Annotated in this window: 26 protein-coding genes and 4 riboswitches; of the genes, 12 read left to right on the forward strand and 14 right to left on the reverse strand. The window is 39.7% G+C overall.

Features of this window, described 5'->3' with window-relative positions; genetic code table 11:
* Positions 1–50 precede the first annotated feature (50 nt).
* The 4 genes from FZC76_RS18615 to FZC76_RS18630 form a co-directional block, all read right to left on the reverse strand.
* Positions 51–245, reverse strand: a complete 195-nt coding sequence (locus tag FZC76_RS18615; RefSeq protein WP_148989676.1) for a hypothetical protein — start codon at positions 243–245, stop codon at positions 51–53.
* A gap of 232 nt (positions 246–477) precedes the next feature.
* A complete protein-coding gene (locus FZC76_RS18620; RefSeq protein ID WP_148989677.1) occupies positions 478–1,146 on the reverse strand; it encodes a hypothetical protein in 669 nt (222 codons plus the stop codon).
* 60 nt (positions 1,147–1,206) lie between these two features.
* Entirely contained in the window at positions 1,207–1,617 is a 411-nt protein-coding gene (locus tag FZC76_RS18625) for a hypothetical protein (protein ID WP_148989678.1), read from the reverse strand.
* A gap of 298 nt (positions 1,618–1,915) precedes the next feature.
* A complete protein-coding gene (locus FZC76_RS18630; protein WP_148989679.1) occupies positions 1,916–2,269 on the reverse strand; it encodes a hypothetical protein in 354 nt (117 codons plus the stop codon).
* Positions 2,270–2,396: 127 nt separating this feature from the next.
* On the opposite strand from FZC76_RS18630, the gene FZC76_RS18635 reads away from it, so the two are divergent.
* The gene (locus FZC76_RS18635) at positions 2,397–2,984 is read left to right on the forward strand and encodes a DedA family protein (protein WP_148989680.1); all 588 of its coding nucleotides are present in this window, start codon (positions 2,397–2,399) and stop codon (positions 2,982–2,984) included.
* 15 nt (positions 2,985–2,999) lie between these two features.
* Positions 3,000–3,779, forward strand: a complete 780-nt coding sequence (locus tag FZC76_RS18640; protein ID WP_148989681.1) for an undecaprenyl-diphosphate phosphatase — start codon at positions 3,000–3,002, stop codon at positions 3,777–3,779.
* 223 nt (positions 3,780–4,002) lie between these two features.
* Here the strand turns inward: FZC76_RS18640 and FZC76_RS18645 are convergent, their stop codons facing one another.
* The 3 genes from FZC76_RS18645 to FZC76_RS18660 all read right to left on the reverse strand — a co-directional run bounded on the left by FZC76_RS18645 (position 4,003) and on the right by FZC76_RS18660 (position 8,997).
* Positions 4,003–5,046 (reverse strand): ribonucleotide-diphosphate reductase subunit beta, encoded by a 1,044-nt coding sequence (locus FZC76_RS18645; protein WP_148989682.1) that lies wholly within the window; start codon positions 5,044–5,046, stop codon positions 4,003–4,005.
* 46 nt (positions 5,047–5,092) lie between these two features.
* Positions 5,093–7,354, reverse strand: a complete 2,262-nt coding sequence (locus FZC76_RS18650) for a ribonucleoside-diphosphate reductase subunit alpha (protein WP_148989683.1) — start codon at positions 7,352–7,354, stop codon at positions 5,093–5,095.
* A gap of 454 nt (positions 7,355–7,808) precedes the next feature.
* Positions 7,809–8,004: riboswitch (cobalamin riboswitch) on the reverse strand.
* A 165-nt stretch (positions 8,005–8,169) separates the two neighbouring features.
* Positions 8,170–8,997 carry an STAS domain-containing protein gene (locus FZC76_RS18660; protein ID WP_148989685.1) on the reverse strand — a complete coding sequence of 276 codons (828 nt, stop codon included), beginning with the start codon at positions 8,995–8,997 and terminating at the stop codon, positions 8,170–8,172.
* 167 nt (positions 8,998–9,164) lie between these two features.
* Between FZC76_RS18660 and FZC76_RS18665 the strand changes: the two genes are divergently transcribed.
* Positions 9,165–10,067 carry an aldo/keto reductase gene (locus FZC76_RS18665; RefSeq protein WP_148989686.1) on the forward strand — a complete coding sequence of 301 codons (903 nt, stop codon included), beginning with the start codon at positions 9,165–9,167 and terminating at the stop codon, positions 10,065–10,067.
* Between the two features lie 86 nt (positions 10,068–10,153).
* Here FZC76_RS18665 and FZC76_RS18670 read toward each other — a convergent pair whose 3' ends face one another.
* Positions 10,154–10,384 carry a hypothetical protein gene (locus FZC76_RS18670; RefSeq protein ID WP_148989687.1) on the reverse strand — a complete coding sequence of 77 codons (231 nt, stop codon included), beginning with the start codon at positions 10,382–10,384 and terminating at the stop codon, positions 10,154–10,156.
* Between the two features lie 315 nt (positions 10,385–10,699).
* On the opposite strand from FZC76_RS18670, the gene FZC76_RS18675 reads away from it, so the two are divergent.
* Entirely contained in the window at positions 10,700–11,950 is a 1,251-nt protein-coding gene (locus FZC76_RS18675; protein WP_148989729.1) for a dicarboxylate/amino acid:cation symporter, read from the forward strand.
* Between the two features lie 42 nt (positions 11,951–11,992).
* On the opposite strand, the gene FZC76_RS18680 is transcribed toward FZC76_RS18675, so the two are convergent.
* The 3 genes from FZC76_RS18680 to FZC76_RS18690 are packed head-to-tail and all read right to left on the reverse strand — an operon-like array spanning position 11,993 to position 13,261.
* A complete protein-coding gene (locus FZC76_RS18680; protein WP_148989688.1) occupies positions 11,993–12,307 on the reverse strand; it encodes a DMT family transporter in 315 nt (104 codons plus the stop codon).
* Position 12,308: 1 nt separating this feature from the next.
* Complete coding sequence (locus tag FZC76_RS18685) at positions 12,309–12,665, reverse strand: DMT family transporter (RefSeq protein WP_148989689.1); 357 nt, start codon at positions 12,663–12,665, stop codon at positions 12,309–12,311.
* A 2-nt stretch (positions 12,666–12,667) separates the two neighbouring features.
* The gene (locus FZC76_RS18690) at positions 12,668–13,261 is read right to left on the reverse strand and encodes a TetR/AcrR family transcriptional regulator (RefSeq protein ID WP_148989690.1); all 594 of its coding nucleotides are present in this window, start codon (positions 13,259–13,261) and stop codon (positions 12,668–12,670) included.
* A gap of 147 nt (positions 13,262–13,408) precedes the next feature.
* On the opposite strand from FZC76_RS18690, the gene FZC76_RS23245 reads away from it, so the two are divergent.
* On the forward strand, positions 13,409–13,564 hold the full coding sequence (locus FZC76_RS23245) for a hypothetical protein (protein WP_187442147.1): 156 nt from the start codon (positions 13,409–13,411) through the stop codon (positions 13,562–13,564).
* A 62-nt stretch (positions 13,565–13,626) separates the two neighbouring features.
* Here the strand turns inward: FZC76_RS23245 and FZC76_RS18695 are convergent, their stop codons facing one another.
* From FZC76_RS18695 to ade, 3 genes are all read right to left on the reverse strand, one after another.
* Entirely contained in the window at positions 13,627–14,076 is a 450-nt protein-coding gene (locus FZC76_RS18695) for a hypothetical protein (RefSeq protein ID WP_148989691.1), read from the reverse strand.
* A gap of 134 nt (positions 14,077–14,210) precedes the next feature.
* On the reverse strand, positions 14,211–14,726 hold the full coding sequence (locus tag FZC76_RS18700) for a universal stress protein (protein ID WP_148989692.1): 516 nt from the start codon (positions 14,724–14,726) through the stop codon (positions 14,211–14,213).
* A 114-nt stretch (positions 14,727–14,840) separates the two neighbouring features.
* Positions 14,841–16,613 carry an adenine deaminase gene (ade, locus tag FZC76_RS18705; protein ID WP_148989693.1) on the reverse strand — a complete coding sequence of 591 codons (1,773 nt, stop codon included), beginning with the start codon at positions 16,611–16,613 and terminating at the stop codon, positions 14,841–14,843.
* A gap of 44 nt (positions 16,614–16,657) precedes the next feature.
* Positions 16,658–16,759, reverse strand: a riboswitch (purine riboswitch).
* 260 nt (positions 16,760–17,019) lie between these two features.
* Here ade and FZC76_RS18710 point away from each other — a divergent pair.
* The 7 genes from FZC76_RS18710 to FZC76_RS18740 all read left to right on the forward strand — a co-directional run bounded on the left by FZC76_RS18710 (position 17,020) and on the right by FZC76_RS18740 (position 25,339).
* Positions 17,020–19,044, forward strand: a complete 2,025-nt coding sequence (locus FZC76_RS18710) for a transglycosylase domain-containing protein (protein ID WP_148989694.1) — start codon at positions 17,020–17,022, stop codon at positions 19,042–19,044.
* Positions 19,045–19,160: 116 nt separating this feature from the next.
* A complete protein-coding gene (locus FZC76_RS18715; RefSeq protein ID WP_148989695.1) occupies positions 19,161–20,126 on the forward strand; it encodes a quinone oxidoreductase family protein in 966 nt (321 codons plus the stop codon).
* A 127-nt stretch (positions 20,127–20,253) separates the two neighbouring features.
* Positions 20,254–21,534: an MFS transporter gene (locus tag FZC76_RS18720; protein ID WP_148989696.1), complete on the forward strand. Its 1,281-nt coding sequence runs from the start codon at positions 20,254–20,256 to the stop codon at positions 21,532–21,534.
* Between the two features lie 74 nt (positions 21,535–21,608).
* Positions 21,609–21,715: riboswitch (TPP riboswitch) on the forward strand.
* A 102-nt stretch (positions 21,716–21,817) separates the two neighbouring features.
* On the forward strand, positions 21,818–22,501 hold the full coding sequence (tenA, locus tag FZC76_RS18725) for a thiaminase II (protein ID WP_148989697.1): 684 nt from the start codon (positions 21,818–21,820) through the stop codon (positions 22,499–22,501).
* Positions 22,502–22,514: 13 nt separating this feature from the next.
* Positions 22,515–23,096: an ECF transporter S component gene (locus FZC76_RS18730; RefSeq protein ID WP_148989698.1), complete on the forward strand. Its 582-nt coding sequence runs from the start codon at positions 22,515–22,517 to the stop codon at positions 23,094–23,096.
* A 10-nt stretch (positions 23,097–23,106) separates the two neighbouring features.
* Positions 23,107–24,564, forward strand: a complete 1,458-nt coding sequence (locus FZC76_RS18735; protein WP_148989699.1) for an ABC transporter ATP-binding protein — start codon at positions 23,107–23,109, stop codon at positions 24,562–24,564.
* On the forward strand, positions 24,545–25,339 hold the full coding sequence (locus FZC76_RS18740) for an energy-coupling factor transporter transmembrane component T family protein (RefSeq protein ID WP_148989700.1): 795 nt from the start codon (positions 24,545–24,547) through the stop codon (positions 25,337–25,339). The genes FZC76_RS18735 and FZC76_RS18740 overlap by 20 nt, the downstream gene beginning before the upstream one ends.
* A 60-nt stretch (positions 25,340–25,399) precedes the next feature.
* Positions 25,400–25,506: riboswitch (TPP riboswitch) on the forward strand.
* Positions 25,507–25,557 lie beyond the last annotated feature (51 nt).

The following is a 25,557-nucleotide window of genomic DNA, read 5'->3' on the forward strand; positions in this document are numbered from 1 at the left end:
GAGTATTATTTTAGACAAGACCGCTTAATGTTTCTCTCGCAGGAAGCGGCCTAACTTTTAATGGGTTCATCGCTTGTGGAAATATGTTTGTACACGGAGATGTTTTGAAGAATACTGACAACCATAAGAACGAACATCATCCAAAAATAACCTATGTCTTGAATGACGAATGCAATAACGGATGCCACTAGCATAAGAAAGCTTGCCATAATACTAATTACAAAGACTATTTTACTCAGACCCAAAGCTACATCTCCTCCTTAACTATAGAAGTATAACATAGTAAAAAGTATTCGGTACCTTTATACCCATGATTAGGGAAAGGTATGTTTGTAATTATACAATAAAATTGGTAATTTCATCATTACAGTTATGTAAAAAATTCGCAAAACGAAGTATTCAATAAAATGGACGATAAATAAAAGGAAAAGGTTCTTCAAAAATGGAATAGGAATCTAAAAATGAAAGATAAAATTATTATCTTTCATTAATTTTTATTAACTTATGAACATCTTTTAATACTTCCGCTTCCACTTCATGTCGGATCCACCCTACATTTGGTGCAAAAGCTGAATTGCCCTTGCGTAAAGTGTTTCCATCCTTGTCTTTCTCTTCGAAATCAATAACTATACAATCTTTAAAAGTCTTGGCAGGGGTTTTTATTTCCGCATCGACTTCCCGAATGTGATACGTTATCTTAAGATCAAAATCTTTCATTTCCTCAGTCCACGAATTGCTTGCTTCCAAGGGATAGGCTATAATTTTTGTTTTTGGGAATTTCTTAATATCTGTAGCATCCCACTCAGAGGGGAATTCTTCAGACAATACGATATATCCATATATTCCATCTTTTGTTTCTTCATAAAAGTTGCTTGTTTCCTTAATATCAGATGAAGATTCGGCAGACTCCAGGTCAATGACAGTTCTAACTTCAACTATTTCACTATTTGGAACTCGACTGTATACTACTCTATAATCTGTATGCCCTTTTTCCTCTATATAGCGTCGGAAAGAATAATCCCCTGAAGTTGGTAATATTGGAGCTGGATCTTTTGCCTTTGTTTGGCTTCCTTCGCTTTCTGTCCCGCACCCAGCCGGAAGTATGGTACAAAGCGCAATGAAAAGAATAATAAGTACATTTCTCAATTCAACTCCTCCTTGAAAGGTTAAAGTTGAAGATAGTGTACCCATTATCCCATTTTTTAGTTAATCTATTCCCAGCATTTCTAAAAACGGTTCGGAATCTTCACTAAAGTAGTAAAACATAGGTTGATCTTTCTCGTTGAAGATTAGCATATAGGGCTTTACTGCATCCGGAAAAATAAAAATAACTTGATTGACAGGCTGTTTAAATACTTTCGTTTCAATTTCTTCAGCAGGATCAAAAATAACTTTAATCATAAACCCAGTTTTAGGGGTAGGGTTAAGGTTTGGATACAGGGAATCTGCACTTTTTACAAGCTTTAGTGTTTCTTCCTTGTTTTTCTCATTCAGAGGGACGGATTTAATAACTTTTCCTTGAGTAACATCAAAGACTTCTATTGGAAGCGGCTGAGCAGTAAAGGTCATGGGAAAAGCACCACAGAAGAGCAATAGAAGCAAAAATATCTTCTTCATCAATATCACCTCTCTTGTAGTATGAAGCAAAAGAAGTGAAATCATGAGATACTTTAGTCTTCGTGTCCTAGAAACCGATATCCGATGTATAAAATCAGAAGGCAGCCCAAGGTAATTAAGATTAAATCATAACCGACACATGAAGATTGTAGACATAGTTCTCCCATAAAAATCCTCCCAATTACAATTTTTTAACTATATGAAAAAGAAGGTAAGTTTATGCAGTGGTAAGCGGTTACAGGAAGTTGTATATAAATCGAAGTCGAACGGAAGCAGATGCCTTTGTTCGACTTTTTGTTTATTCCACTTTTTCTTTTTCGTCTTGAATTTTTTCTTTCAATAACGTGACAGCCTCTTCCTTGTCGTAGGTGAATAAAATCATGTCGTCGGTAAGATACCCTGTATATTCAAACACTATATAAGCGGGAGTATTCTCTATGTTGTAATCTGGATACTTCTCCGCTGCCTCATCTAACCCGATGACTAGGTCACTACCCCTGAGGATGCTTTCGATACCCTCGATCTCTGATAGTGATTCCTCTTCTTTTTGTTCGACCACTTCAATATAAGAAAAACGATCAGGAATGTGTGTAGGCATACCACAGGCTGTTAGAAAAAGGAGGAATAAGGATAGAATAAAGATTTTCTTCATTTATCAGCACCTCCATTCTTTTAATATTCGACATAATTAGTAAAAACCCTTTTCTGATTTTAGTGCTTTTCGTGGACGTGCTCTCATACATTGTTAGGGACAACTCTCTTACAAATGAGGTGAGGATATGGAACAATTTTTTTTATCTGTTTTTGAATTTTTCACCACATTGGGAGTTTGGGGGATCGCTCTCGGTTTAATGGTGGAGGTCATTCCTAGCGAAATCGTCCTTGGATATGGTGGTTATTTAATTTCTATTGGGGAGATAGGATTTATGGGAGCGATGCTAGCAGGCGTGGTAGGGGGTACACTGGCTCAGCTGTTTTTATACTGGGCAGGAAGTATTGGCGGTAGGCCATTTCTTGATAAGTATGGAAAGTACATATTGATTAAGCCAAAGCATTTGGACATTTCGGAAAAGTGGTTTCAAAATTACGGACCGATTGTCATTTTCACAGCACGTTTTATCCCGGTGGTTAGGCACGCTATTTCCATTCCAGCTGGGATAGCCAAAATGAAATTTTTTATTTTTTTGCTCTATACAGTGGCGGCGGTTATTCCGTGGACCTTTTTATTTTTATATATCGGCCTTCAACTAGGGGAAAATTGGCGGGACATTAAACATGCTGCACAACCGCTAATCATTCCATTAATGATATTAATCATACTTGGCGCCATCACTTATTTTGTATTTGATAGAAAAAGAACGGAATAGGAAGGGGGAGAGGGTATGTCCAAAATTGAAGCCTTTATATTGGGGGTTATTCAAGGATTAACGGAATTCCTGCCAATTTCAAGTACAGGTCACCTATATTTAGGAAGAAACCTATTTGGTTTGCAAGAAGCAGGGTTATTGCTTGATACGATGCTTCACTTTGGAACGTTGATAGCTGTTCTTTATTTTTATCGAGAAGAATTTTATAAAATCATACGCAATCCTTTTCATAAATTATCATTTTTGTTGGTTATCGGGACCATTCCGGCAGTTATTATTGGACTTGCTTTTAAAGATTATTTTGAGGAGATTTCCAAAACAGGCGTGACAATTGGCTGGGAGTTTCTGATTACAGGCGCTTTTCTTTGGTTTGCGGGTTCCATTAAAAAGGGTGCAAAAAAGATGGAGGATATTACCTGGAAGGACGCATTATTTATTGGATCTTTCCAGGCTGCTGCGATATTTCCGGCCATTTCAAGATCAGGGTTGACGATTGTAGCAGGTTTGTTTCGGAAGTTGGATAGGGAAACAGCGGCATATTTTTCATTCTTGCTTTCAACACCGGCGATAGCAGGGGCTGTGTTTTTACAAACTGTGGAAGTGGCTCAGGTCGGCAGGGAGGACATTTCTTTATCCTCGTTGATTATCGGAATTCTAGCATCTTGTTTCTTTGGGTATATTGCTGTGAAGTGGATGATTAACTATTTGAAAAAGCATTCTCTTCGTATGTTTGCGGTGTATGTGTGGGTTTTGGGAGTAGTGATTTTAGGGCTTCAATATTTTGGGTTGTTTTAATCAGGATAGGCCGTGTGCGTAAGAGGTACACGGCCTATTTTAGGAAAGTCAGAAAGTATATATTACGGTTGATTTCCGTTTCAGGCGCTTCGCTTGCCTGCGGGCGGTCCGTGAGCCTCCTCGCTACGCTGCGGGGTCTCACCTGTCCCTTCCTCCCGCGGGCGTCTGCGCGCCTTCCACTCCAATCAACTTAGATATCCCATCCACGAATAGCTACTATTATTTATAATTCATCAAATCCGTTGTCTACTACGTTTACTTTCGTGTATTGTCTGGACTTTTGTTCGAAGAAGTCGGACTTTCCTAGGTCAACGTCTTCGTATGCTTTAATCCATTTCAAAGGATTGGTGCGGTAGCCTTCAAAAGGGCGCTTGAAACCAAGTTGATGGGCACGGACGTTGGCATAAAATTTAATATATGCTTCCACATCTTCCAGTTCAATCCCTGCAAATTGATCACCGATAATATGTCTTGCCCACTCAATCTCCAGTTGTGCCGCCTCTTGAAAAGTCTCCTCCACAAATAGTTCCAGTCTATCTGTGTTGTGTTCTGGATATTCTTGAAGCACCTCTTTGAAGATTTTCACAAACAAATCCACGTGAATTTGTTCATCCCTGTTAATGTAATTGATCATCGTACTGGAAGAGACCATTTTTTGATTTCTCGCCAGGTGATAAAAGAATGCAAAGCCTGAGTAGAAGAAGAGGCCTTCCAAGATCACATCATACACAATGGACTTTAGCAAATTTTCTACCGAGGGTGCTTCAGAGAATGCTTTGTATCCATCGGTAATAAAGTCATTTCTTTTTCTAAGGATGGGTTCTGTTCGCCAGTAATCAAACACTTCTTCTTGTTTCTTTCTCGGCACAAGGCTTGATAGGACGTAGGAGTAGGAATGGTTATGGATTACCTCTTGCTGAGCTAACATAATCATTAAGGCGTTTAGACTGGAATCGGTCAAATAGTCCGCCACTTTTCCCGCATAGTCTGTCTGAATGCTGTCAAGAAGTGCAAGGAGTCCGATAATTTTTAAGAATGCCTCCTGTTCCTGTGGAGACAGGTGAGGAAACTGCTTGATATCTTGGGACATATTTATTTCAAATGGCGACCAAAAGTTGGCGAGCATTTTTTTATATTTTGGATAAGCCCATGAAAATGCGACATCGTCCCAATTTAAGACATTGGAGCTTTTTCCGTTTATGATTTTGGTCGATCTATTTGGTGCATCCACATCCATTAAGATGCGTGTGTTTAGGTGAGCACTCATATTTCATTCTCCTTTTTAGTTTGCTGAGTTCATGACTGATATCTGACTAACTTGAACATGATTCACATTCCTCTAAATCTGAAGAGGTGGATCGCACGTAGTAAGTTGTTTTCAATTTTTGCTTCCATGCATCAAGGTGAAGTTCAAGTAGAGCTTTGGCCTTCACAGTGTTCGTTACATAGAGATTAAAGGAAATGGCTTGGTCGATATGCTTTTGCCTTGCTGCATTCTGGGCAATGCTCCAGTGCTGATCAATATGATAAGCCGATTTATAAAACCAGGTTGTCTCTGCATTAAGGTCAGGTGCCGTAACTGGAATCTTGTAATCTTTTTTCTCTTCTGAATACACTTTAAGGAAAATAGGATCAATGCTAGCCGTGCTACCGGCAATGATGGATGTGGTCGCATTGGGGGCAACCGCCATAAGATAACCGTTTCGGACCCCGTAATTGGTCACTTGTTCTTGAAGTTTTTTCCAATCTAGATTTGAGTCTGACCCATAATTCCGTTTATGGAAGTACTCACCGGTTTGCCAATCAGAACCTTCAAACGCAGGATATGATCCTTTTTCTTTTGCGAGAAGTGAGCTTGCTTGGATCGTGTAATAGGCAATTTTTTCGTAAAGCTCGTTTGCATAGTGCACTGCCTCGGTGGATTCCCATTTAATCCCTTCTAGGGCTAGCAAATGATGCCAACCGAATGTCCCCAATCCAACGGCACGATATTTTTCATTGGTCATCTTTGCCTGTAGTACAGGTATGATGTTCAAATCAATAACATTATCAAGCATCCGAACTTGAATGGGAATAAGGCGTTCCAGTTGGCCTTCTTTCACAATCCGAGCAAGGTTAATGGAAGATAAATTACATACGACAAAGTCACCGGGGGTTTTAACAGTTATGATAGAGCCATTCTCTACATATTGCGTTTTCGTTGTGGTGGCACTTTGATTTTGTGTAATTTCCGTACATAAATTCGTGCAATAGATCATTCCTTTATGATGGTTTGGATTCATTCTGTTCACTTCATCACGATAAAACATGAATGGACTGCCAGTTTCCAGTTGCCCCTTCATGATTGCTTTCATAATTTCAATGGCCGGCACTTTTTCTTTTGGGAGCGCAGGGTGATTGACACATTCCTTATATTTTTCTCGGAAGCTGCCGCTACCTGTATTCTCATCAAAATAGTCCTCTAGTGAATAACCCATTAATTGCCTGACTTCATGTGGATCAAATAAATACCAGTCTCCTCTGTTTTCTACCTGCTCCATAAAAATGTCAGGAATACACACCCCAGTGAAGAGGTCATGTGTACGCATACGTTCATCCCCATTGTTGAGCTTACTGTCTAGAAAAGAAAAGATGTCTTTATGCCACACATCTAGATAGACTGAAATGGCCCCTTTTCGCTGACCTAGTTGATCGACACTTACGGCCGTATTGTTCAATTGTTTCATCCATGGAATCACTCCACTTGAAACGCCTTTGAAGCCACGAATATCACTGCCCCGACTCCGTATTTTTCCAAGATAGACACCAAGGCCACCACCGGATTTTGAAAGATTAGCAATGTCTGTATTACTGTCGTAAATCCCTTGCAAGCTGTCATCAACTGTATCAATAAAGCAGCTTGAGAGCTGTCCGTAAGTTTTTCCAGCATTGGCAAACGTCGGCGTGGCAACAGTCATATACAAATTGCTTAATGCCCAATAAGTTTCTTTCACATAATGTAATCTGTTGTGCTCTTCTTTTTGCATAAGGGTCATGGCAATAATCATGAATCGTTCTTGAGGCAATTCGAGTAAACGTTTATGATGATCCCGTGTTAAATAGCGGTCGGCTAACGTTTTAAGTCCGATATAGGTAAATAGATAATCTTTTTCAGGTTCAATGAAAGCCTCTAATTCTTTAATGTCATCAGGTGTGTATGCTTGAAGAATTTGAGTTTGATAGATTTTTTGTTCTGTTAAGCTTTTGATCAATGAATAAAAATCGGTATAGGGTTTAGTGATCTTCCTGTTTTGACACACTTCTAGCTGTAGCTTTTTTGATAGTAGCCGTGATGCGACATAGGTCCAGTCTGGTTCAAGTTCGTCCACATGATTGAGAGCTTCTAGAATTAGTTGGTTTGTAAGTTCATGTTGATTGGATTGAAGGAGCAGTTTGTCCATAATCTTTTTAGCTTTTTGTAAAAAAGCGTTCGTATCTAGCATTGGAAACTCTGATAAAACAGTTTCTATAAGTTTCTGGTAATCTTGAAAGTTAGGTGCATTTTCTGTAGGTTCAGTCTTGGTATGTAAGGTCATCTCTTCCACGCTCCACTTCGTTTAAAATAAAGGCTCTGTTAAACACCGCTGTTGATGTACGCACTAGGCTTCGCTTTCCTAGGGGCGTTTGGGGAGCCTCCTCGGAAAAGCGCCTGCCGGGGTCTCCCCTAAACGCCATCTCCCTCAGGACAAGGAAGGCTTCGACAGCGAAACATCGCACGAAGAAAATGCGTAGCATTTTCGAGGAGTCTTCGCCTATTGCTCCAATCAACAGCTAGGTAGCTGCAAAAATCAAGAGTAGGGTTATACAGAGCCAAAATAAAAAAATCCACTCAATGGTTGAGTGGATCAAACGATCATAGATAGAAGGAAAGAATGCAGGGAGGGGTTCGTAAAGAAATAGGTGAAGGGTATCACCAAAAATCAAAGAAAACCCTGTTCTGCTTTTACCATGTTCTATGTATCGTTTCATCTTCTCAACTCCCGAAGAAAAGAAACTAAATCGGTAAAGGCAGGTCTCCTGACTCGTGCTTCTTCCTATTCTGAGCCTTCCCATACAAGAGCCGTTAAGCGTTCATGTACAGTGGTTTCTCAAAATCGTCTGCACTTACAGTTGCGGGGACAGTTCCGGATTCTCACCGGATTCCCTATTAAGTCTATAAAAAGACACCTTTAACGTAGAATGTCGAAATACTATATGTAGTTGTTAAGTTATCAGAAATCGTCTATATATGGTATGAATAAGAACGATAGTACTATCATAAAGGAATCACAAACAAATGGCAAGACATTTTATGGAGGGTTCGACGTGAAGGCGGAAAATCCTGCCGGGGTCTGACCCCGGCAGGATTTTTTTATTGTTCCTGTAATATTTGCGCAATAGAACCGCAGATTTGAATGTCTTTTAGGTTGAGGCCGGAGGTGATGAATTGTAGGCTGAGTTCTGGTCGCAGGCCTGTTATGATTGGTGTAATGCCGATTAGTTTGAGAGATCGAATCAGTAGATCCATGGTGTGCAGAACTGTTTCGTCTAACCGATAAACACCTGAAAAATCAATGATAAGGTTGGATATTGCAAGGTTCTTGCTTTTTTCCAGTGTTTCTTCTATCAATATTCCAGCGCGAACCTCATCAATTTCTCCCACAAGTGGCAGTACCCCTAACCCTTTTTGTAAAGGGACTATTGGAATGGATAGTCGAATGTAGGAAGCCTTTGTTTCTATCAATTTCTGTTCAGTAGCAATAGAGAAGGCATGACTGAATCCATAGACAATAATATTGAAGATTTCATCTATTAGAATAAAAATATCTGTAATCTGGTTCATGTTAAGCCCATCTTGGAGACCTTCCCTTTGAATAAAGGCCCATAGACATTTTTTATATAACGTCATATTAGAAAGTGTTTCTTCAAGTGATCCGCCAGACTTCACAGATATGAATCCTACAGATTCTCCCCATTCTTTGGCACGGTCTAAGACTTTATTTTCAGGGTCTTGGACATATTCGCCCAAAAATACTACTAATATTCCAAAGATTTCCTTTATCTGAAACTCAATGGATTCCTCTCGATAATGCGGTACATTAGGATAAGCATTTTGAATTTCCAATAGCATGCTGGCAGCGACTTCATTCTGCGAATCTATTAATTTTTGACCTATAAGGTAGTGGGACGTCTTAGTCATGGTAAGATCCTTTCTTAATTCCAGTTGTACTTTATTATCTATTTTAATTTAAAGTCCAAAAGATGTATATCTTTTACTAGGTAAGAATAGGAAATAAGCAGTATTTTTGGCTAATTGTCCTAAAAAGAGGTATAATTTTTTAATATTGAATTTATAGGAGTGTTAATATGGAAAGAGTTCAGTTAGCAGAAGATGTTTCCCTGTCTAGAATTGTTCATGGAATGTGGCGTTTGAATGATTGGGGTTACAGCAATGCAGAGGTTGTGGATTTTATAGAAGACTGTTTGGATCTAGGCGTTACGAGCTTTGATCATGCAGATATCTACGGTAATTACACAGTGGAAGAGAAATTTGGCGAAGCACTAACGTTAAAGCCATCCTTAAGAGAAAAGATTGAAATAGTGACAAAGTGTGGAATCAAGTTGATTTCCTCCAATAGACCGGAGCATAAAATCAAATATTATGATACAGGCAAAGAGCACATCATTCAATCTGCAGAACGATCATTAATAAATTTCCAAACAGACTATATTGATGTCTTATTAATACATAGACCAGACCCAATGATGGATCCAAGTGAAGTGGCTGAGGCATTCACTCAGTTAAAAAGAGAAGGAAAGGTAAAACGTTTTGGCGTATCCAACTTTGCTCCTTCACAATTTAAGCTGCTCAACTCCTACTTAGACGAACCGTTGGTGACAAATCAAATTGAAATTGCGGCTACTCATTTGGAACACTTTGAAAAAGGTACTATCGAACAGTGTCAAATGGATCGAATTTCTCCAATGGCATGGTCGCCTCTAGGCGGAGGAAGTATCTTCACTAGTACAGATGACAATGTTAGTCGAGTGAGAAATGTGTTAGAGAAAATACAAGGTGAAACTGGTGCAACATCCATGGACCAGGTTCTATATGCTTGGTTATTAACGCACCCTGCTAAAATTATTCCGATAGTTGGCTCAGGAAAGATAGAAAGAGTGAAGTCGGCGGTTTCATCATTGAATATCGAACTTTCTAAACAGCAGTGGTTTGAAATTTTAGAAGCGTCTAAAGGAAAAGAAGTAGATTAACTTTCATTATATTTTAATAATAAAAAACCAGGACGATTGTCCTGGTTTTTTATGTAGGTAATAACCATAATTTGGCTTTTATTCCACTAAAATTTTAACTGGTTGTTTCGTTTTTTCATATGTTTTTTATAGATATCCGAAAAAAACATCATTCCTATAAAACCAAAAATCAAATAGGATAAATTAAAATACAATGCTGGATCAATTCTAATATGATCGCCACCGGCAGCAACCTTAATTATTTGATAAGAGTCCAAAGCCAGTTTTGCAACAATAAGAACAAATATTGCTACGATTACCCTCCATAGTAGTTTCATTTAAACCCCTCCATTAATTGCATGAAAAATTTTCTATTTGTAAATGCTATAAAAGTTAAAATAATGGGTAATTAAAAATAGAAATCAGTTGTTAAATATATCAAATTTTTAAAAGTAAAACAACCCGACTTTCGGTCTTTTTATTGTGTATTATAACAGGTGTAAGGAAAATGGTCTATCATAAATCACTTTACATAAATAAAAATACGCCGTAGAATGAAAAAAGTCGCCTTTTGTCGATTCAAAGGGGAAGTCTCCAATGTTTGAAGAGAGAAATTTTATTAGTATAACAAAAGGGAGGATTTCGATGTGAAAATGACATTGACGAAGAAAATAATTATTGGTCTTATCTTAGGTATTCTAGTTGGTCTTGCATTAAATGTTTATGCACCATCTTTATTTGAACCATTAGATACATATTTGTTCCAACCACTAGGGAAAATCTTTTTAAACCTCATTACAATGCTGGTTGTTCCAATCGTACTAATCTCTATTACTCTAGGAGTGGTAGGACTTGGGGATACGAAAAAGCTTGGTAGTATCGGTCTGAAAACCATTCTTTTCTTCCTTATCACAACTTGTATTGCCATTACCATCGGACTTACACTTGCTTCCGTTATTCAACCAGGCCTTGCCGGTGACTTTGAAAGTATGTTAGTTGATGAATTGGCTGAAGAGGATACACCTGAAAAAGCTCCCCCGGTTATGGAAACATTATTAAACATTATTCCAACAAATCCAATTAAAGCAATGGCAGAAGGGGAAATGCTGCAAATTATTTCATTTTCCGTCTTACTTGGATTTGCCATCAATGCTTTAGGTGAAAAAGCGGGTAAGGTAAAAACTTTGCTTGAACAAGCGAATGATATCGTAATGCTGCTAGTAAATATCGTAATTAAAACAGCTCCTTATGGGGCATTCGGTTTAATTGCCTCAGCAGTTGGCGGACTGGGGTTAGATGCTATCAAAGCAATGGGAGCATACTTTTTAGTCGTCATTTTAGCCTTATTTATACATTTCTTCGTCACATATGGAATTGCATTATTCTTACTCGGAAAAATCAATCCAATTATTTTCTTTAAACGATTTATTCCTGCTATGAGTGTCGCTTTTAGTACATCAAGTAGTAACGCAACATTACCGATGTCCATGGATGTCGCTCAAGAAAACCTGGGTGTGCCAAAAAGGATCAGTAGCTTCGTACAACCATTGGGTGCAACTATTAATATGGATGGCACGGCAATCATGCAAGGTGTTGCCACCGTGTTTATTGCTCAAGTGTACGGTATTGATTTAACTTTGACACAGCTTCTGACGGTCGTTGGCTTAGCTGTTGTGGCGAGTATCGGTACAGCTGGTGTTCCAGGGGTAGGGTTCATCCTTCTTGCCATGGTACTAGGACAGGTCGGCCTTCCGGTTGAAGGAATTGCCTTAATATTAGGTATAGACCGTTTACTAGATATGACTAGAACAGCTGTCAATATTACTGGAGATGCCGCTTGTGCTTATATTGTGGCAAGATCTGAAGATGGAGAAGTTAAAATACCTAAAGAACAAAGAATATAAATCAAAAGCCATTCCAGATAGAAAATTTGGAATGGCTTTTTTTTATTGTGCTAACTTCAGACCAACAACACCGATTATGATCAATGAAAGCAAAAAAATGCGAATTCTATCTTTAGATTCATGAAAGAAAATCATTCCAAGAAGTACACTGCCCGCCGAACCTATTCCCGTCCAGACAGCATAAGCAGTTCCCATTGGTATTTCTTTTAAGGCAAGGGAAAGAAAATAAAAGCTAGACAAGCCAATTACAACAAAACAAATAGAAGGAATAAGTCTTTTGAAACCTTCTGCTAATTTTAGTGATGCAACTGCCCCAATTTCACAAATGCCAGCTATAGTAAGAAAAATCCATGCCAATCTATTTCCCCTCCTCTAACACTTCTGTTTCGGTTGTTTCATCAGAAGTAGTCATTTTCAATCCAATAATTCCAATTAACATAAGACTAAGAAAAAACAATTTGAAGGGACTTGCTGACTCTCCAAAATATAATATCCCTACAATTGCGGTCCCTGCTGCACCTAGTCCTGTGAAAATGGCATATGCAGTCCCTATAGGCAAATATTTTAATGACTTAGAAAACAAGTAGAAACTAATTGCTAATGTAATCAGGGTTATTATACTTGGTGTTAGAACAGTGAATCCTTCGGAATACCTTAGTCCTATTACCCAAATAATTTCTAGTAGACCTGCGATAAAAATAAGTATCCATTGCATGGCTACCTTCCTCCTATCTCAGTTGCTTTCCAAAAATGTTCAAAAGCATGCTCGACTTTCTTGTCGAATTCAGAACTTGAATATAAGAAACGTTGAACAAACAATCCATCAATTAAGCAATAATATGCATCAATTAGAGGTTCCAATGGTTGTGGCGGCACTTCACCAATGTGTTGTCCTTTTGTAAAGATTTTAGACAAAATATCAGTTGTATAGATTTCTGTTTGAAGAAATTGTTCATGGATGGATGAACGAAATTTTTCTTCTGGGAAAAGAAGAGTCCGTTTATACAATAGACCCAATGTTTCATCTTTCCAGAAATCTACCATATTAATTAGAAAACGATACAACAATGCTCTTGTCGTATTCGACTCCAACTCGGCGGAATCAATTGTGACACGTTTGACAAAATGGTCCATCAGGTCTTGCAGAATGGTTATATACAGATCATCTTTATTTTTGAAATGAGCATACAGAGAAGGCTTTTTTATACCAACTAGTGATGCTACCTCATTTAAAGATGTACCAAAATATCCTTTTTGAGCAAAAAGCTGAAGTGCGTGCTGCTTTATGCGATCGGCTGTGGAACTAGACATTATTGTTTTCCCTCCTAAGTCTTAACTACCTACCGTTCGTTAGGTTGGTCATGACACATATTATATGATAGCTAACCCAAAAAATCAATGTGTTTTATTTTGGACAAAATGGGTACTTATTAGGTAAGAGATGAGGGAGGAATTGATGTGAATAAGAGGTTGAAGGCCAAGTTGGAGAAGAGGCAGGCGCTATTTAAATCCCAGACAGAGCATAGAGCCATTGGGAAAACAGAGCGTTTAGCAGCCTCACGACAAGGAGCTAAAAGCAATACACATCGACTCACAACCAGAGAATCACAATAACAAAAACACACCGCAGTTAACTGTGGTGTGTTGCTTTTTAAATAGTCTATCTCTTTAATGTATCACACGCATTGGAAAGAACGAATTCGATTAGAGTCTATTCCGAAATACATCCAAGTAAAGAAGAACCAGCGATAACCAGCGACAGACCTTCTTCCAATAAAGGTAGGATAAAACCAGAATTGCTCCCCATTATTTAACCGAACCCATGTATAGCGGTATAAACATCCATAGAATGCACCTGGATCCACTGCCAATGCTGTTGGTCCACCTGGTGCGCCGAAACTAGCGGTTTGGGGTGGTGGAGTAGATGGTGGTGGTCCTGGTGGTGGGCCACTTCCGGGACCTCCACCAGGTGCTCCGCCAGGCGGTCCAAATCCAGGGCCTCCACCAGGTCCACCCGGTGGTCCAAATCCAGGAGGTCCACCAGAAGGCGGCCCAAAACCAGGTCCTTGACCGCCACCGGGAGGCGGTCCGAATGGCGGAAAACTAAGTTGACGATAAGGATACATAGGATTGCTCCCTTCTAATAAATTCTCTATACGGTATGCAGGCGCCCAGAGGTTGGTGAATTTTTTATTACCATAAAAAATATCAGATTCCAAAGCGGAACCTGATAGATAGAAAGCAACATATATATTTATGCCTATTTTGCAATCAGTACTGGACAATTAGCAGTATTCGTAACTTTATCACTTACACTCCCAAGTATCAATTTCTTTAATCCTCCAAGCCCTCTACTTCCTATAATAATTAGGTCATTTTCATTTGTGTCGGCATAGTTGCAAATAGTTTTTGCAGGATCTCCTTGCATCACTTCGACTGGTGCCTCCACTCTTTCTTGGGCTAATAAGGAATGCACTTCGCTAAGTGATTGCGAGATGTAATCTTCATCGGCAGTAGCAACACGCTGCTGACTCGGTACCGTTTCTTTCACATTATTTGTATAAATATTCAATCCATCCACATTGCCCATTCCTCCTGCAGGTAGTGTGTCAGGTCTTGTAGCTGGTATTGGGACATTTACAGATGTTTCTTCTAAGACATGTAAGATGGTAAGGTGTGAGTGTAGCTTTTTTTTCATATCTATCCCCATTTGCACTGCTTTCAAGCTGCTCTTGGAACCGTCATAAGCAATTAGGATATTAGTGAAAGTTTCCATTCTCCATCGTCTCCTTTTCCATTATTTTAAGTAAGTTTATTGTTGTAAATTAAGTACCCTAAGCAACAACTTTTAAAACTAGAAAGAAGTGATGGAAAACATGCCAAACTTATTCTACTTAGCTTGAATGGGAATATGCTCAAACTTTCTTACATCAAAAAGTCCTGTATCAGTCAACTTCAATTCCGGGATAACAGGAAGACTTAAAAAAGATAGTGCTACAAAAGGGTTAAAGCTTTTTTGACTTCCAATGAGGTGAAGGGCTTCGTGAAGCTCTTTTAGAGAAGAAAGAGTATTTTCTGTAGTCAAATTGGCCATCAAACCCGAAATCTCTAAGGGCAATGAGGCTACTACTTTTTCCTCACAAACAACCACCAAGCCTCCATTAATCTGTTCCATTGCCTTGACTGCAACTAACATATCTTCATCACTGGTGCCAACTGTAACAATATTATGAGAGTCATGTGCTACGGTAGATGCTATTGCTCCATTCTTTATCTGAAACCCTTTAACGATACCAAGACCAACATGCCCAAGACATTTATGTCTTTCAATTACTGCAAGTTTTAATTGATCATTATCAATGCTTGAAATAAATTCCCCTTTATAGGTTGTGACAGTTTCTTTTATGTGCTTGGTAACAAGGCTGTTGGGGATGATTTCTATCATGTTGCATGGTTGATCGGTTCTCACACTTATTTTTAGGTCATCCTTATTAATAGGTTTCATATTTACAGAGTCCTGTAGGAGATTTGGAACAGGAATAGGTGAGAATGGGCCTTTTCCTTTTGTTATTATGCCGTTCTTATAGACATCTTTGATAGTGAAGTTCTCAAGGTTATCGATGAATAATAAATCTGCACGATACCCTGGTGCAACCGCGCCTCGATCCGTTAATGAAAAACATTCTGCAGCATTCAAAGTAGCGATTTGAATGGCTAGCAGAGGGTCAAGTCCTTCCTGAATGGAGATGCGGACATTATGGTCAATGCTACCTTCGTTTACTAAGTCATCAAGGTGTTTATCGTCTGTACAGAATAGGAAACGTCTTGCATTTCGTTCATTTACAAGAGGGATCAAGGCTCTAACGTCTTTCGCGACAGTTCCTTCCCGCATCATGACATACATTCCCCGCTTAAGTCTTTCCTTTGCTTCTTGTGCTGTGACGCATTCATGATCAGTTTTTATGTTGGCGGATGCGTAAATATTTATGTCTTCAGGAGCAAGTCCTGCGCCATGTCCATCGATTTTTTTGTTAATCCTAGATGCTTGTGTCAATTTTGCTATCATGGCTGCGTTACCGTCACGGACTGCAGGGAAATCCATCACTTCGGCCAAACCTATAACTCTGTCATGTTCGTATAATGGAGCAAGGTCTTCTGCTTGAATGGAGGCTCCATTATGCTCAAAGGATGTAGCGGGGACACAAGAAGGTAGCATGAAGAATACATCAACTGGGGCCTTCTCAGTGGCATCTAGCATAAATTGTATCCCGGCAGTACCACTTACATTTGCAATTTCATGAGGATCAGTCACAATGGTTGTGACTCCATGTTCTAATATTGTCTGGGTGAAATGGTATGGATGTATCATAGAAGATTCCATATGTACATGACCATCAATAAGGCCAGGACAAATGAATGCGCCGTTAGCATCTACCTCTTCAATCCCCTCATATTGGCCTAAGCCGATAATCATGCCGTCATTAATGGCAATGTCTGCTTCTATTATCTCTAAATTAAATACATCTATTATTCTCCCGTTTTTAATAACAAGGTCTGCTTTCTTCTTTTTTGCTGCTGCTTTTATCATAGATTCTAAGTTTAATGTCATTTTTTTCCCTCCAAAATAGATAAAACTCCAAGCAATAACTTGGAGTTCGACCATGGAGAATACCCCTTAATCTTTTAGCACTCTTATTGGTGTTACAATAAGAGGGTGGGAATTCTCGTAGTCAAACTCTTTACGGTAGTTTGGTAGAAACTTATGGACCATATCTCCAAGATTATACGAGTAGTTCTAAATGAGTATTTTTCCCATTATAGTGGGGTGGAGGAATTAACGTCAAGTCTCTAGTTATAGCCGGAAAATTTCGAATATGAGAATAGGGGTTCACTTTTGTTGAAAAAGGGTATGTAATAGTGTTTAAGTTGGAGGAATGGTATGATCTACAATGATGAATGGCTCATACATATTCTAATATGGCCATTCTTTGAATATGCATGTCACCCTAAAAAAGAGGGGGCGGCATTCGAATAACTATAATTAGTTTTGTTGCATATAGGGGGTTCTTATGGCTGAAAGAGCAAGTAAGCATAAACGAAAAGTTAGTTTTAGAGCGCTACTTCTTATTACGGGATTGATGGCTCTCATTATATTGCTGGGAATGCAATTATATATAAATACACGGGACGTAAGTGCCCTGACAGACCCACTTCCCCAATCATCTGTGCTTTATGACCGATATGGGGAAGTAGCAAGCAGAATTACATCCAATCAGATTGAAGGAGTTCCATCTGATGAAATTCCTGAAGTGATGAAGCAGGCTGTTGTAGCCGTTGAAGATCAGCGCTTTTACGAACATGATGGGTTTGACTTTGTAGGGACTCTCCGTGCCCTTACAACAAATGTTAAAGCTGGAGGCTATGTACAGGGTGGAAGTACGATTACCCAACAATTGGCAAAAAACGTCTTTTTATCTCATGATAAGACATTAAAACGAAAAGCTGATGAATTCTTCTTAGCAAAAAAGGTGGAAAAATCCTATTCGAAGGACCAAATCATCAGTTTATATCTCAATCAGATTTACTTTGGTGAAGGAGCTTGGGGCATTAAGCGTGCTGCAGCGGTTTATTTTGCAAAAGACCCGAAAGATCTGACACTTGCAGAATCTGCAACGTTAGCTGGATTAATTAAAGCTCCATCTGCGCTTTCTCCATTAAATAATGAGGAACGCTCCATTCAACGAAGAAACTTGGTGCTTTCACTCATGCATCAACAAGGATTCATCACAGCAGAAGAAGTGGAAGTGGCAAAAGAAGAGGAATTAAAGCTAGAAACAAGACATGTAGATCCACATAAAGGGAAATACCCAAGTTTTACGGATTACATTATTGAGGAAGCAGAAAGAATGTATGGCATCAGTGAAAGTGAACTTCTAGCTGGTGGATACCGAATTTATACGACACTCGAACCTAAGGTGCAAGAAGCACTGGAAAAAGTGTATGCAGATCCAGCAAATTTTCCTACCGGTAAATCAGGAGAAGTGGCGCAAAGCAGCGGGGTACTACTTGATCCTAAAACAGGCGGAATTCTAGGAATGATTGGTGGCCGGGATTATCAATTCCGCGATTTTAACCGCGCATCCAAGCTCAAGAAACCGCCTGGATCAACAGCAAAACCGTTACTCGTTTATACACCGGCTCTTGAAGAGGGCTATGATGTGTATGACATGTTAAACGACTCACCAACGAATTTTGGAAACTATACCCCACAAAATCATACCTTGGATTTCCGTGGAGAGGTTTCTATGTATGATGCGGTGTTAAATTCTTATAATATTCCTGCGGTTTCCCTGCTGTATGATATGGGAATCCAAAAAGGAATGGACGCAGCGAAAAAGCTATACTTGCCAGTAGATGAAAAAGAAGACCGTACACTTGGAAATATCGCTTTGGGCGGATTTCATGGTGTTTCCCCGAAACATATGGCCGAAGCGTATTCTGTCTATGCCAATAACGGGGAAATTATTGAATCTCATGGAATTGTTAAAATTGAAACAGTAACAGGAAAAGAAGTGGCTTCTTTTGAAGAGGAAAAAGAACGAGTATTCTCTGAAGAAGCTGTGCAAAAGATGAATTTCATGCTTAAAGGTGTTGTAGAAGAAGGAAGCGGGAAAAACGCTATCATTGATGGACGGGAAGTTGCGGGGAAAACAGGTTCTACTCAAACCGCTGATAATAATCACAGCGCCACTTCTAATCAATGGTTTGTTGGTTTCACTCCACAGATTGTTGGGGCATTCTGGATTGGGTTTGATAAAGAATCCGCTGAAAACGTCCTTCCAATCATCTCTGGAGCGGGTAGTCCTTCTGCCAAAGTCTTCCAACAGGTTGTAAGTGAAGCCCTTGAAGGGGAGCCGGTGGAAACCTTCAATTTGCCTGGATCCCTTCAGAAGAAGAAAGAACAAGCTAAGAAGGAACAAGATAGAAAACGAGAAGAAGTATCCAAAAAAGAAGAAAAAAAGAGAGACAAGAAAGAACGCAAAAAGAAAGATCGAGATGATGACGATGACGAAGAAGATGATGACGACGATTAATAACGAACACCTTTCTCGTGTATAGAGAAGGGTGTTTTTTTTTGCAACATAAAACCTTTGTGTATAGTATGGTAATATAATGAATTTACCAATACATAAAACAAAGAGGTGTCCCAATGAAAGCTTTAACTTTTAATAAATTCGGTGATCCGGATGTATTACAGTATAGCGAAATCCCACAGCCATCAATCTGTGAAAACGATGTACTTGTACAAACAAAGGCGATAGGCCTCAATTTTGCTGATATATACAGAAGAAAAGGTAACTATCATCTAGTGGGAGAGCCTCCATATATTCTTGGATATGAAGGGGCAGGAATGGTTGTTAAAGTTGGTACTTCCATAAAAGATATTAAAGTAGGTGACAGAATAGCTTTTGCAGATGTCCCGCATGCCAATGCAGAACTGGTTTCTGTTCCACATGACAAAGCAATTCCAATTCCGGATGGAGTGACGTATGAACATGCTGCCTCTCTTTTGCTGCAAGGACTTACGGCACATTATCTTGTTCATGACAGCTACCAAGTGAAAAATGGTGATACAGTTCTTATTCACGCTGCTGCAGGGGGTGTAGGACAATTACTGACACAGCTAGTGACAATTCTTGGAGGTAGTTCCATTGGGCTTACTTCCTCAAAAGAGAAATCCGACGTTGCAAAAAGGGCAGGAGCAAAAGAGGTATTGCTTTATGAAACATCATGGTCAGAAAAAGTAAAAGAATTAACAGCTGGAGAAGGTGTAGATGTCGTGTACGAATCGGTAGGGTCTACACTTATGGATAGTTTCCAAGCCACAAGAATTGGAGGGACGGTTGTCTTTTATGGAATGGCTGGAGGAGACCCAGTACATATTGATCCCCGTATGCTTATGGATACTTCCAAAACGTTGACAGGCGGGGATTTATGGAATGTGCTAAAGACTAGAGAAATACGAATGGAAAGAGCTGCTCAACTATTTCAATGGTTACAGGAGGACAAACTGCGTATTGAAACACCTACATTGTTTGCATTAGAGGACGGAGCAAAAGCCCATGAACTGTTAGAGAGCAGGAAAAGTACCGGAAAAATTGTGTTGATTCCCTAACATGTGTTTTTTCCAGTAACCAAAACCACCTCCACCTCCAGACGGAGAGAAAAAGACCCAAAAGTCTGTTACCAATCATTACTAATTAAGGTAAGATAACCTTAAATTATGATTGATGGGGGAAAAGATGAGAAATATGATGGAGATATTCAAAAAACCAAATTACAGTTTGTTGTTCTGGTCTTCTTTTACATCAACCATGGGGAGCATTGTTGGTATTGCCGCTTTGATGCTGTATTTGTTGGACCGGTATACCGATCAGCCATTCTATGCCGCTTTGACGGAATTAATGTATTCCTTGCCGACACTCGCAGTATTCTTCCTAGTAGGGGTACTTGCAGATAGAATGGATCGTCAAAAGATAGCTGTTTACAGTGATGTAATTTGTGCTGTGTTGTCACTTGCTCTTATGGGTGCTATTTACATTGATTGGATGCCGTTGGTTTTTGCACTGTTGTTTTTAAGAAGTGCGGTATCTAAATTCTTCCACCCGGCTCAAGCAGCAATTATTCAAGGGATACTGACAAAAGATGAGTACACCGTTGCAGCAGGGTTGAATCAGATGACAAGCAGCTTGTTCATGTTGTTTGGTAATGCACTTGGAATCTTCATTTACTGGACGGTTGGGCTTCAGGGAGCGATCTTTGTATGCTTTGTCACTTATATGGTCAGTGCGATACTAATCCATGCGTGTAAATTGGAAGACCATGTTGTCCTCCCCAATGGACGTCACAAATTGACTCAACTAAATGTTAAGTTTGTGGCAAATGATTTTAAAGATGGGATGCTGTATATTTTAAAAAATCCTTTGTTGGTCTTTCTTATTATCGGCTTCTTTGTATTCGGAATTGTGAACGGTGGTCTCTCTGTTATGCCAGCGTATATACTTAAATACAAACTTGCTCCAACAGACTATGAGCAGCTTATGATGGTAATGGGGGTAGTATTTGGCATCTCGGTTATGGTTGGAAGCATTGTTGCCTCTATGTTGGCGAAAAAGCTGAAACTATATCAAATGGTCATCATAGGATTAAGTGTTTCTGGTGCATTTGTCGTGGCAAGTGGATATAGCCCAGATATGTATTATTATTTGGCATTTACTGCTTTGATTGGCATTGGTCTGCCTTTTGTCAACATTGGAATTGGTGGATGGTTACCAAGGATTGTAGATCCTAAAATGATGGGCCGGGTACAGGGCTGGATTACTCCTTTGATGATGTTGTCTCAATCTGTTACTCTCGGAGTGATTGCGTTGACTTTTCAAAAAATCCTTACAGTGGAAGGGCTTCATCTTCTTGTTGGTGGCTGTTTAATGTTTGTTGGGTTGTTCTATATGTTTACTTTGCCTAAACATGCTACAGAAGAGGAAGAGACGACGGAGAGATTGGAAAATTCCGCTTCTGTGTAAAATTAATCTTTGACAAATTAGAAAAAGCAAATTAACATAGATATCAGAAATTGCTTTCCAACAACTTTATACGAATTTACCACTAGGGGTGCCTTTATAAGGCTGAGATTGAAGTGTGACTTCAAGACTCTTAGAACCTGATCTGGTTAACACCAGCGTAGGGAAGTGGGGTCGAAACACTAAATTTTTTATCTTCAGCTATATTAGTGAATTCACCACCTTCTTTGCGCAAGCGAGGAAGGTGGTTTTTTGCATTTACAAACAATTTTGGGAGGAATCGAGAATGAAATTTTCACAGCTTGTAAGAGAAAAAGCAGGTCATATTTGGGAGGCAAGCTTTCATCATCCATTTGTACAAGGGATAGCAGATGGAAACTTATCTTTAGAGTCGTTTAAGTATTATGTATTGCAGGATGCCTATTATTTGAGCCACTTTGCAAAAGTGCAAGCTTACGCAGGTGCAAAAGCATATGACCTACATACGACGGCAAGGATGGCAGCACATGCACAAGGTACATACGAGGCAGAATTATCCTTACATGAAAACTTTTCAAAACGTCTTGGCGTGACAGAGGCGGAAAAGGCCGCTTTCCAGGCAGCTCCTACAGCACACGCTTATACTTCCCATATGTATCGTGCCGTGTTGACCGGCGGTTTGGGAGAAGTGATTGCAGCTCTTCTTCCTTGCTACTGGTTATATTATGAAATTGGTGAAAGATTAAAAGATTGTTCTCCAGCTGAACCAATCTATCAGGAATGGATTGCAGCATATGGTGGTGAATGGTTCAGGGAGCTAGTGGAAGAGCAAATCAATAGATTGGATGAGTTGGCAGACAAGGCGACAGAAGAAGAGAAGGCTAGAATGCTTGAATATTTCATCATTAGCAGCCAGTATGAATATTCATTTTGGGAAATGGCCTACACTCTTGAGCAGTGGCCTGTAACAGATACAACAATCAAGGCATAGGAGGGATAAGCATATGAACAAAGGATTAAAACTTACAGATATATTGGTGACAGTCATCATTGCATTGGTATTTGGGATTGTATATAAAATCTGGGCTCCGGTTTATAACGTGTTGGCGCCATTTGGATTGCAGCTTCAAGAGTTAACGTACGGTATGTGGTTTATTGCCGCCACTGTTGCTTATCTTTTGATCAGGAAAGCGGGTGTCGCTTTTCTTGCGGAAGTGGCAGCTGCATCCGGTGAATTTTTGGTAGGTTCGGAATATGGTTTGATGGTTCTGATATATGGCGTGATTCAAGGCCTGTTTGCAGAAATGGTTTTCATGGCTTTTAGGTATAGACGGTTTGATTTGCTTGTCGCATCTCTTGCAGGTGCAGCAGCAGGTGTCGGCTCGCTTCTATTAGACCTTTTCAGAGGATACCTGTTTGATTATGTATGGTGGAATGTGGCATTGCTGATTTCTTTCCGCTTGATCGGAGCGGTGCTTTTAGCAGGAGTACTTGCTTATGTATTGGTAAAAGCGCTGGAAGCAACGGGAGTAACAAGTCTTCTAAGACCAGTGAACAAGGATGAATATGATTCCTTAAGGCAATAAGGAGGCAGAAATGGAACCAATCATACAATTAAACCATTTAAGGCTGAAATATCCAGGTGGAGAACGGTTATTTGATGACTTGTCCATTGAAATCCAAAAAGGGGAAAAGGTATTAATCCTAGGTCCCTCCGGAAGCGGTAAATCCACGCTTATTCAAGTTTTGGCAGGGCTGATTCCGAATGTGGTGGAAGTGCCGATGCTTGTAGAGGAACACACTTTTCCGGAATCTTGGGGCTATGTTTTTCAAGACCCGGATGCACAGTTTTGTATGCCGTATGTGGATGAAGAGTTAGCGTTTGTACTAGAGAACCTCGGTGTACCAAGAAAGAAGATGCCTAGCAGAATAGCGGAAGCATTGAAATTGGTGGGGTTACACTTGTCTAATCCCCACACGAAAATACAACAGCTGTCTGGAGGGATGAAGCAACGACTTGCCATTGCTTCGATCCTCTCAATGGAGCCAGATGTGCTCTTTTTGGATGAACCGACCGCGTTACTAGATCCAGAAGGTACCAGGGGAGTTTGGGACACCATTAAGAAAGTCGCAGATGATAAAACAGTCATCATCGTGGAGCATAAAGTGGAGCACCTTCTAGACTTTGTAGAGAGAATTATCGTATTAGATTCGCATGGGGAAATTGTTGCTGATGGCGCAAGTGCTGATGTATTTCACCATTCCGCTACCTTGCTAAACGAATATGGCATTTGGTACCCGGGTGCCTGGGAGAGTTATTTGAACACAAGAAAACACTTTTCAAAGGGTAACACAACAGTTGAACCAGTATTAAGAGTGAAGGAACTGTCAGGTTTTCGTGGTAAGGAAAAAAAGATTTATGTGGACGAAGCGGAAGTTCACAAGGGCGAATGGATTTCCGTTATAGGGGAAAATGGGGCAGGAAAAAGCACCTTGCTCGAATCGTTCATGAAGCTGTTAAAGACAGAAGGCGCTCTTGAAATCAATGGAGAAAAGGTCAAAAAAATCCCCACTGACATGATCACCTTCGTTTTTCAAAATCCTGAATTTCAGTTTGTTACCAAATCTGTGGAAGCGGAAGTAGCCTATACACTGCATCTAAAGAAAATGGCCGAAGATTTAGTCTTGGAAAAAGTGGAGGAAATGCTGAGACTTTTTCAACTAGACCACGTTCGTCATCACCATCCTTATCAACTTTCTCTAGGCCAAAAACGCAGACTGAGTGTAGCGGCTGCTGTCATTCACCAGCCGAGTGTCCTTCTGTTGGATGAACCGACATTCGGCCAGGACAGCAGAAATACGTTTGCCATGCTTGGATGGTTAGAAAGGTTAAAGAAAGCAGGCGTCGCAATTTTAATGGTCACACATGATGAACATATTGTAGAAGAGTTTTCGGACACTATCTGGACAGTAAAGAATGGTGTGTTAATAGATAAGAAGAGTAATGAGAGATTAAGAGGCAGGGGAAAAAAGGATGCAGTTGGAGCTATATAAAAACAAAACGTGGATGCATGAAATAAATCCAAGCTTCAAGCTTTTGGCGATGGTCCTTTTATTTATAAGTGTCCTATTTATTCATAATATCAATGTGATGCTGAACTTAACCACATTACTATTGTTAGTCTATCTATTAATGACGGGGCAAACCTATAAGCTGAAGCTTCTTTTATTGATACCATTTGTCTTTTTATTTTTCACATCGGCAATCTCCATGGTGCTGTTTGGAAAAGGAAATACAACCTGGTTAGAATTTGGATTGATAAACGTATCGGAAGAAAGTTTCTATCGAGGAATTCACTTAGGTTTACGTTCACTTGCCTTTGCATTTTGCGGGCTGATATTCGCCTTGACGACCCAGCCGGTTTATTTATTCTATTCCTTAATGCAACAGTGGAAGCTACCGCCGAAATATGCTTATAGCTTTATGGCGGGGATTCGTCTCCTACCGTTGATCCTGGAGGAATTTCTTACCTTAAGGAAGGCGCTTATTGTAAGAGGAGTAGAGCAAAGGGGCGGTTTGTTGAACAAGGTTTATTTTTACAGCATCCCTTTACTTTCCCAGAGCATCCGACGAGCACATCGAATTGCAGTGGCCATGGAAGCAAAGCGTTTCAGTAATCAAAAAAATCGGACTTATTATTATGAATTGGGTTACTCCCGAATGGATTTATGGTTTATATTATTAATCCTCTTGATGATTGCTTTGTCCCTTTATCTTGGCATAAGTTTACCTTATGTTCCTGTAACGGATGTCAGATTCAGCGGATAGCATGTATTTCTTTTGAAAATTAGGAATTGTGTGCTATACTGAAGCCATCAATTGAATAACTCGTAACACTAGGGGAGTCAATAGTGACTGAGATGGAAAGAGTGATTTCCAGACCCTTTGAACCTGATCTAGTTTGTACTAGCGTAGGGAAGTGGAAATGTTCTATCACTGTTGGCTATACTTACCACACATAGATGAAACCCACTCTTTACGTTAAA

This window comes from Sutcliffiella horikoshii (genome assembly GCF_008180725.1).
In the GTDB taxonomy this organism is placed as follows: domain Bacteria; phylum Bacillota; class Bacilli; order Bacillales; family Bacillaceae_I; genus Sutcliffiella_A; species Sutcliffiella_A horikoshii_B.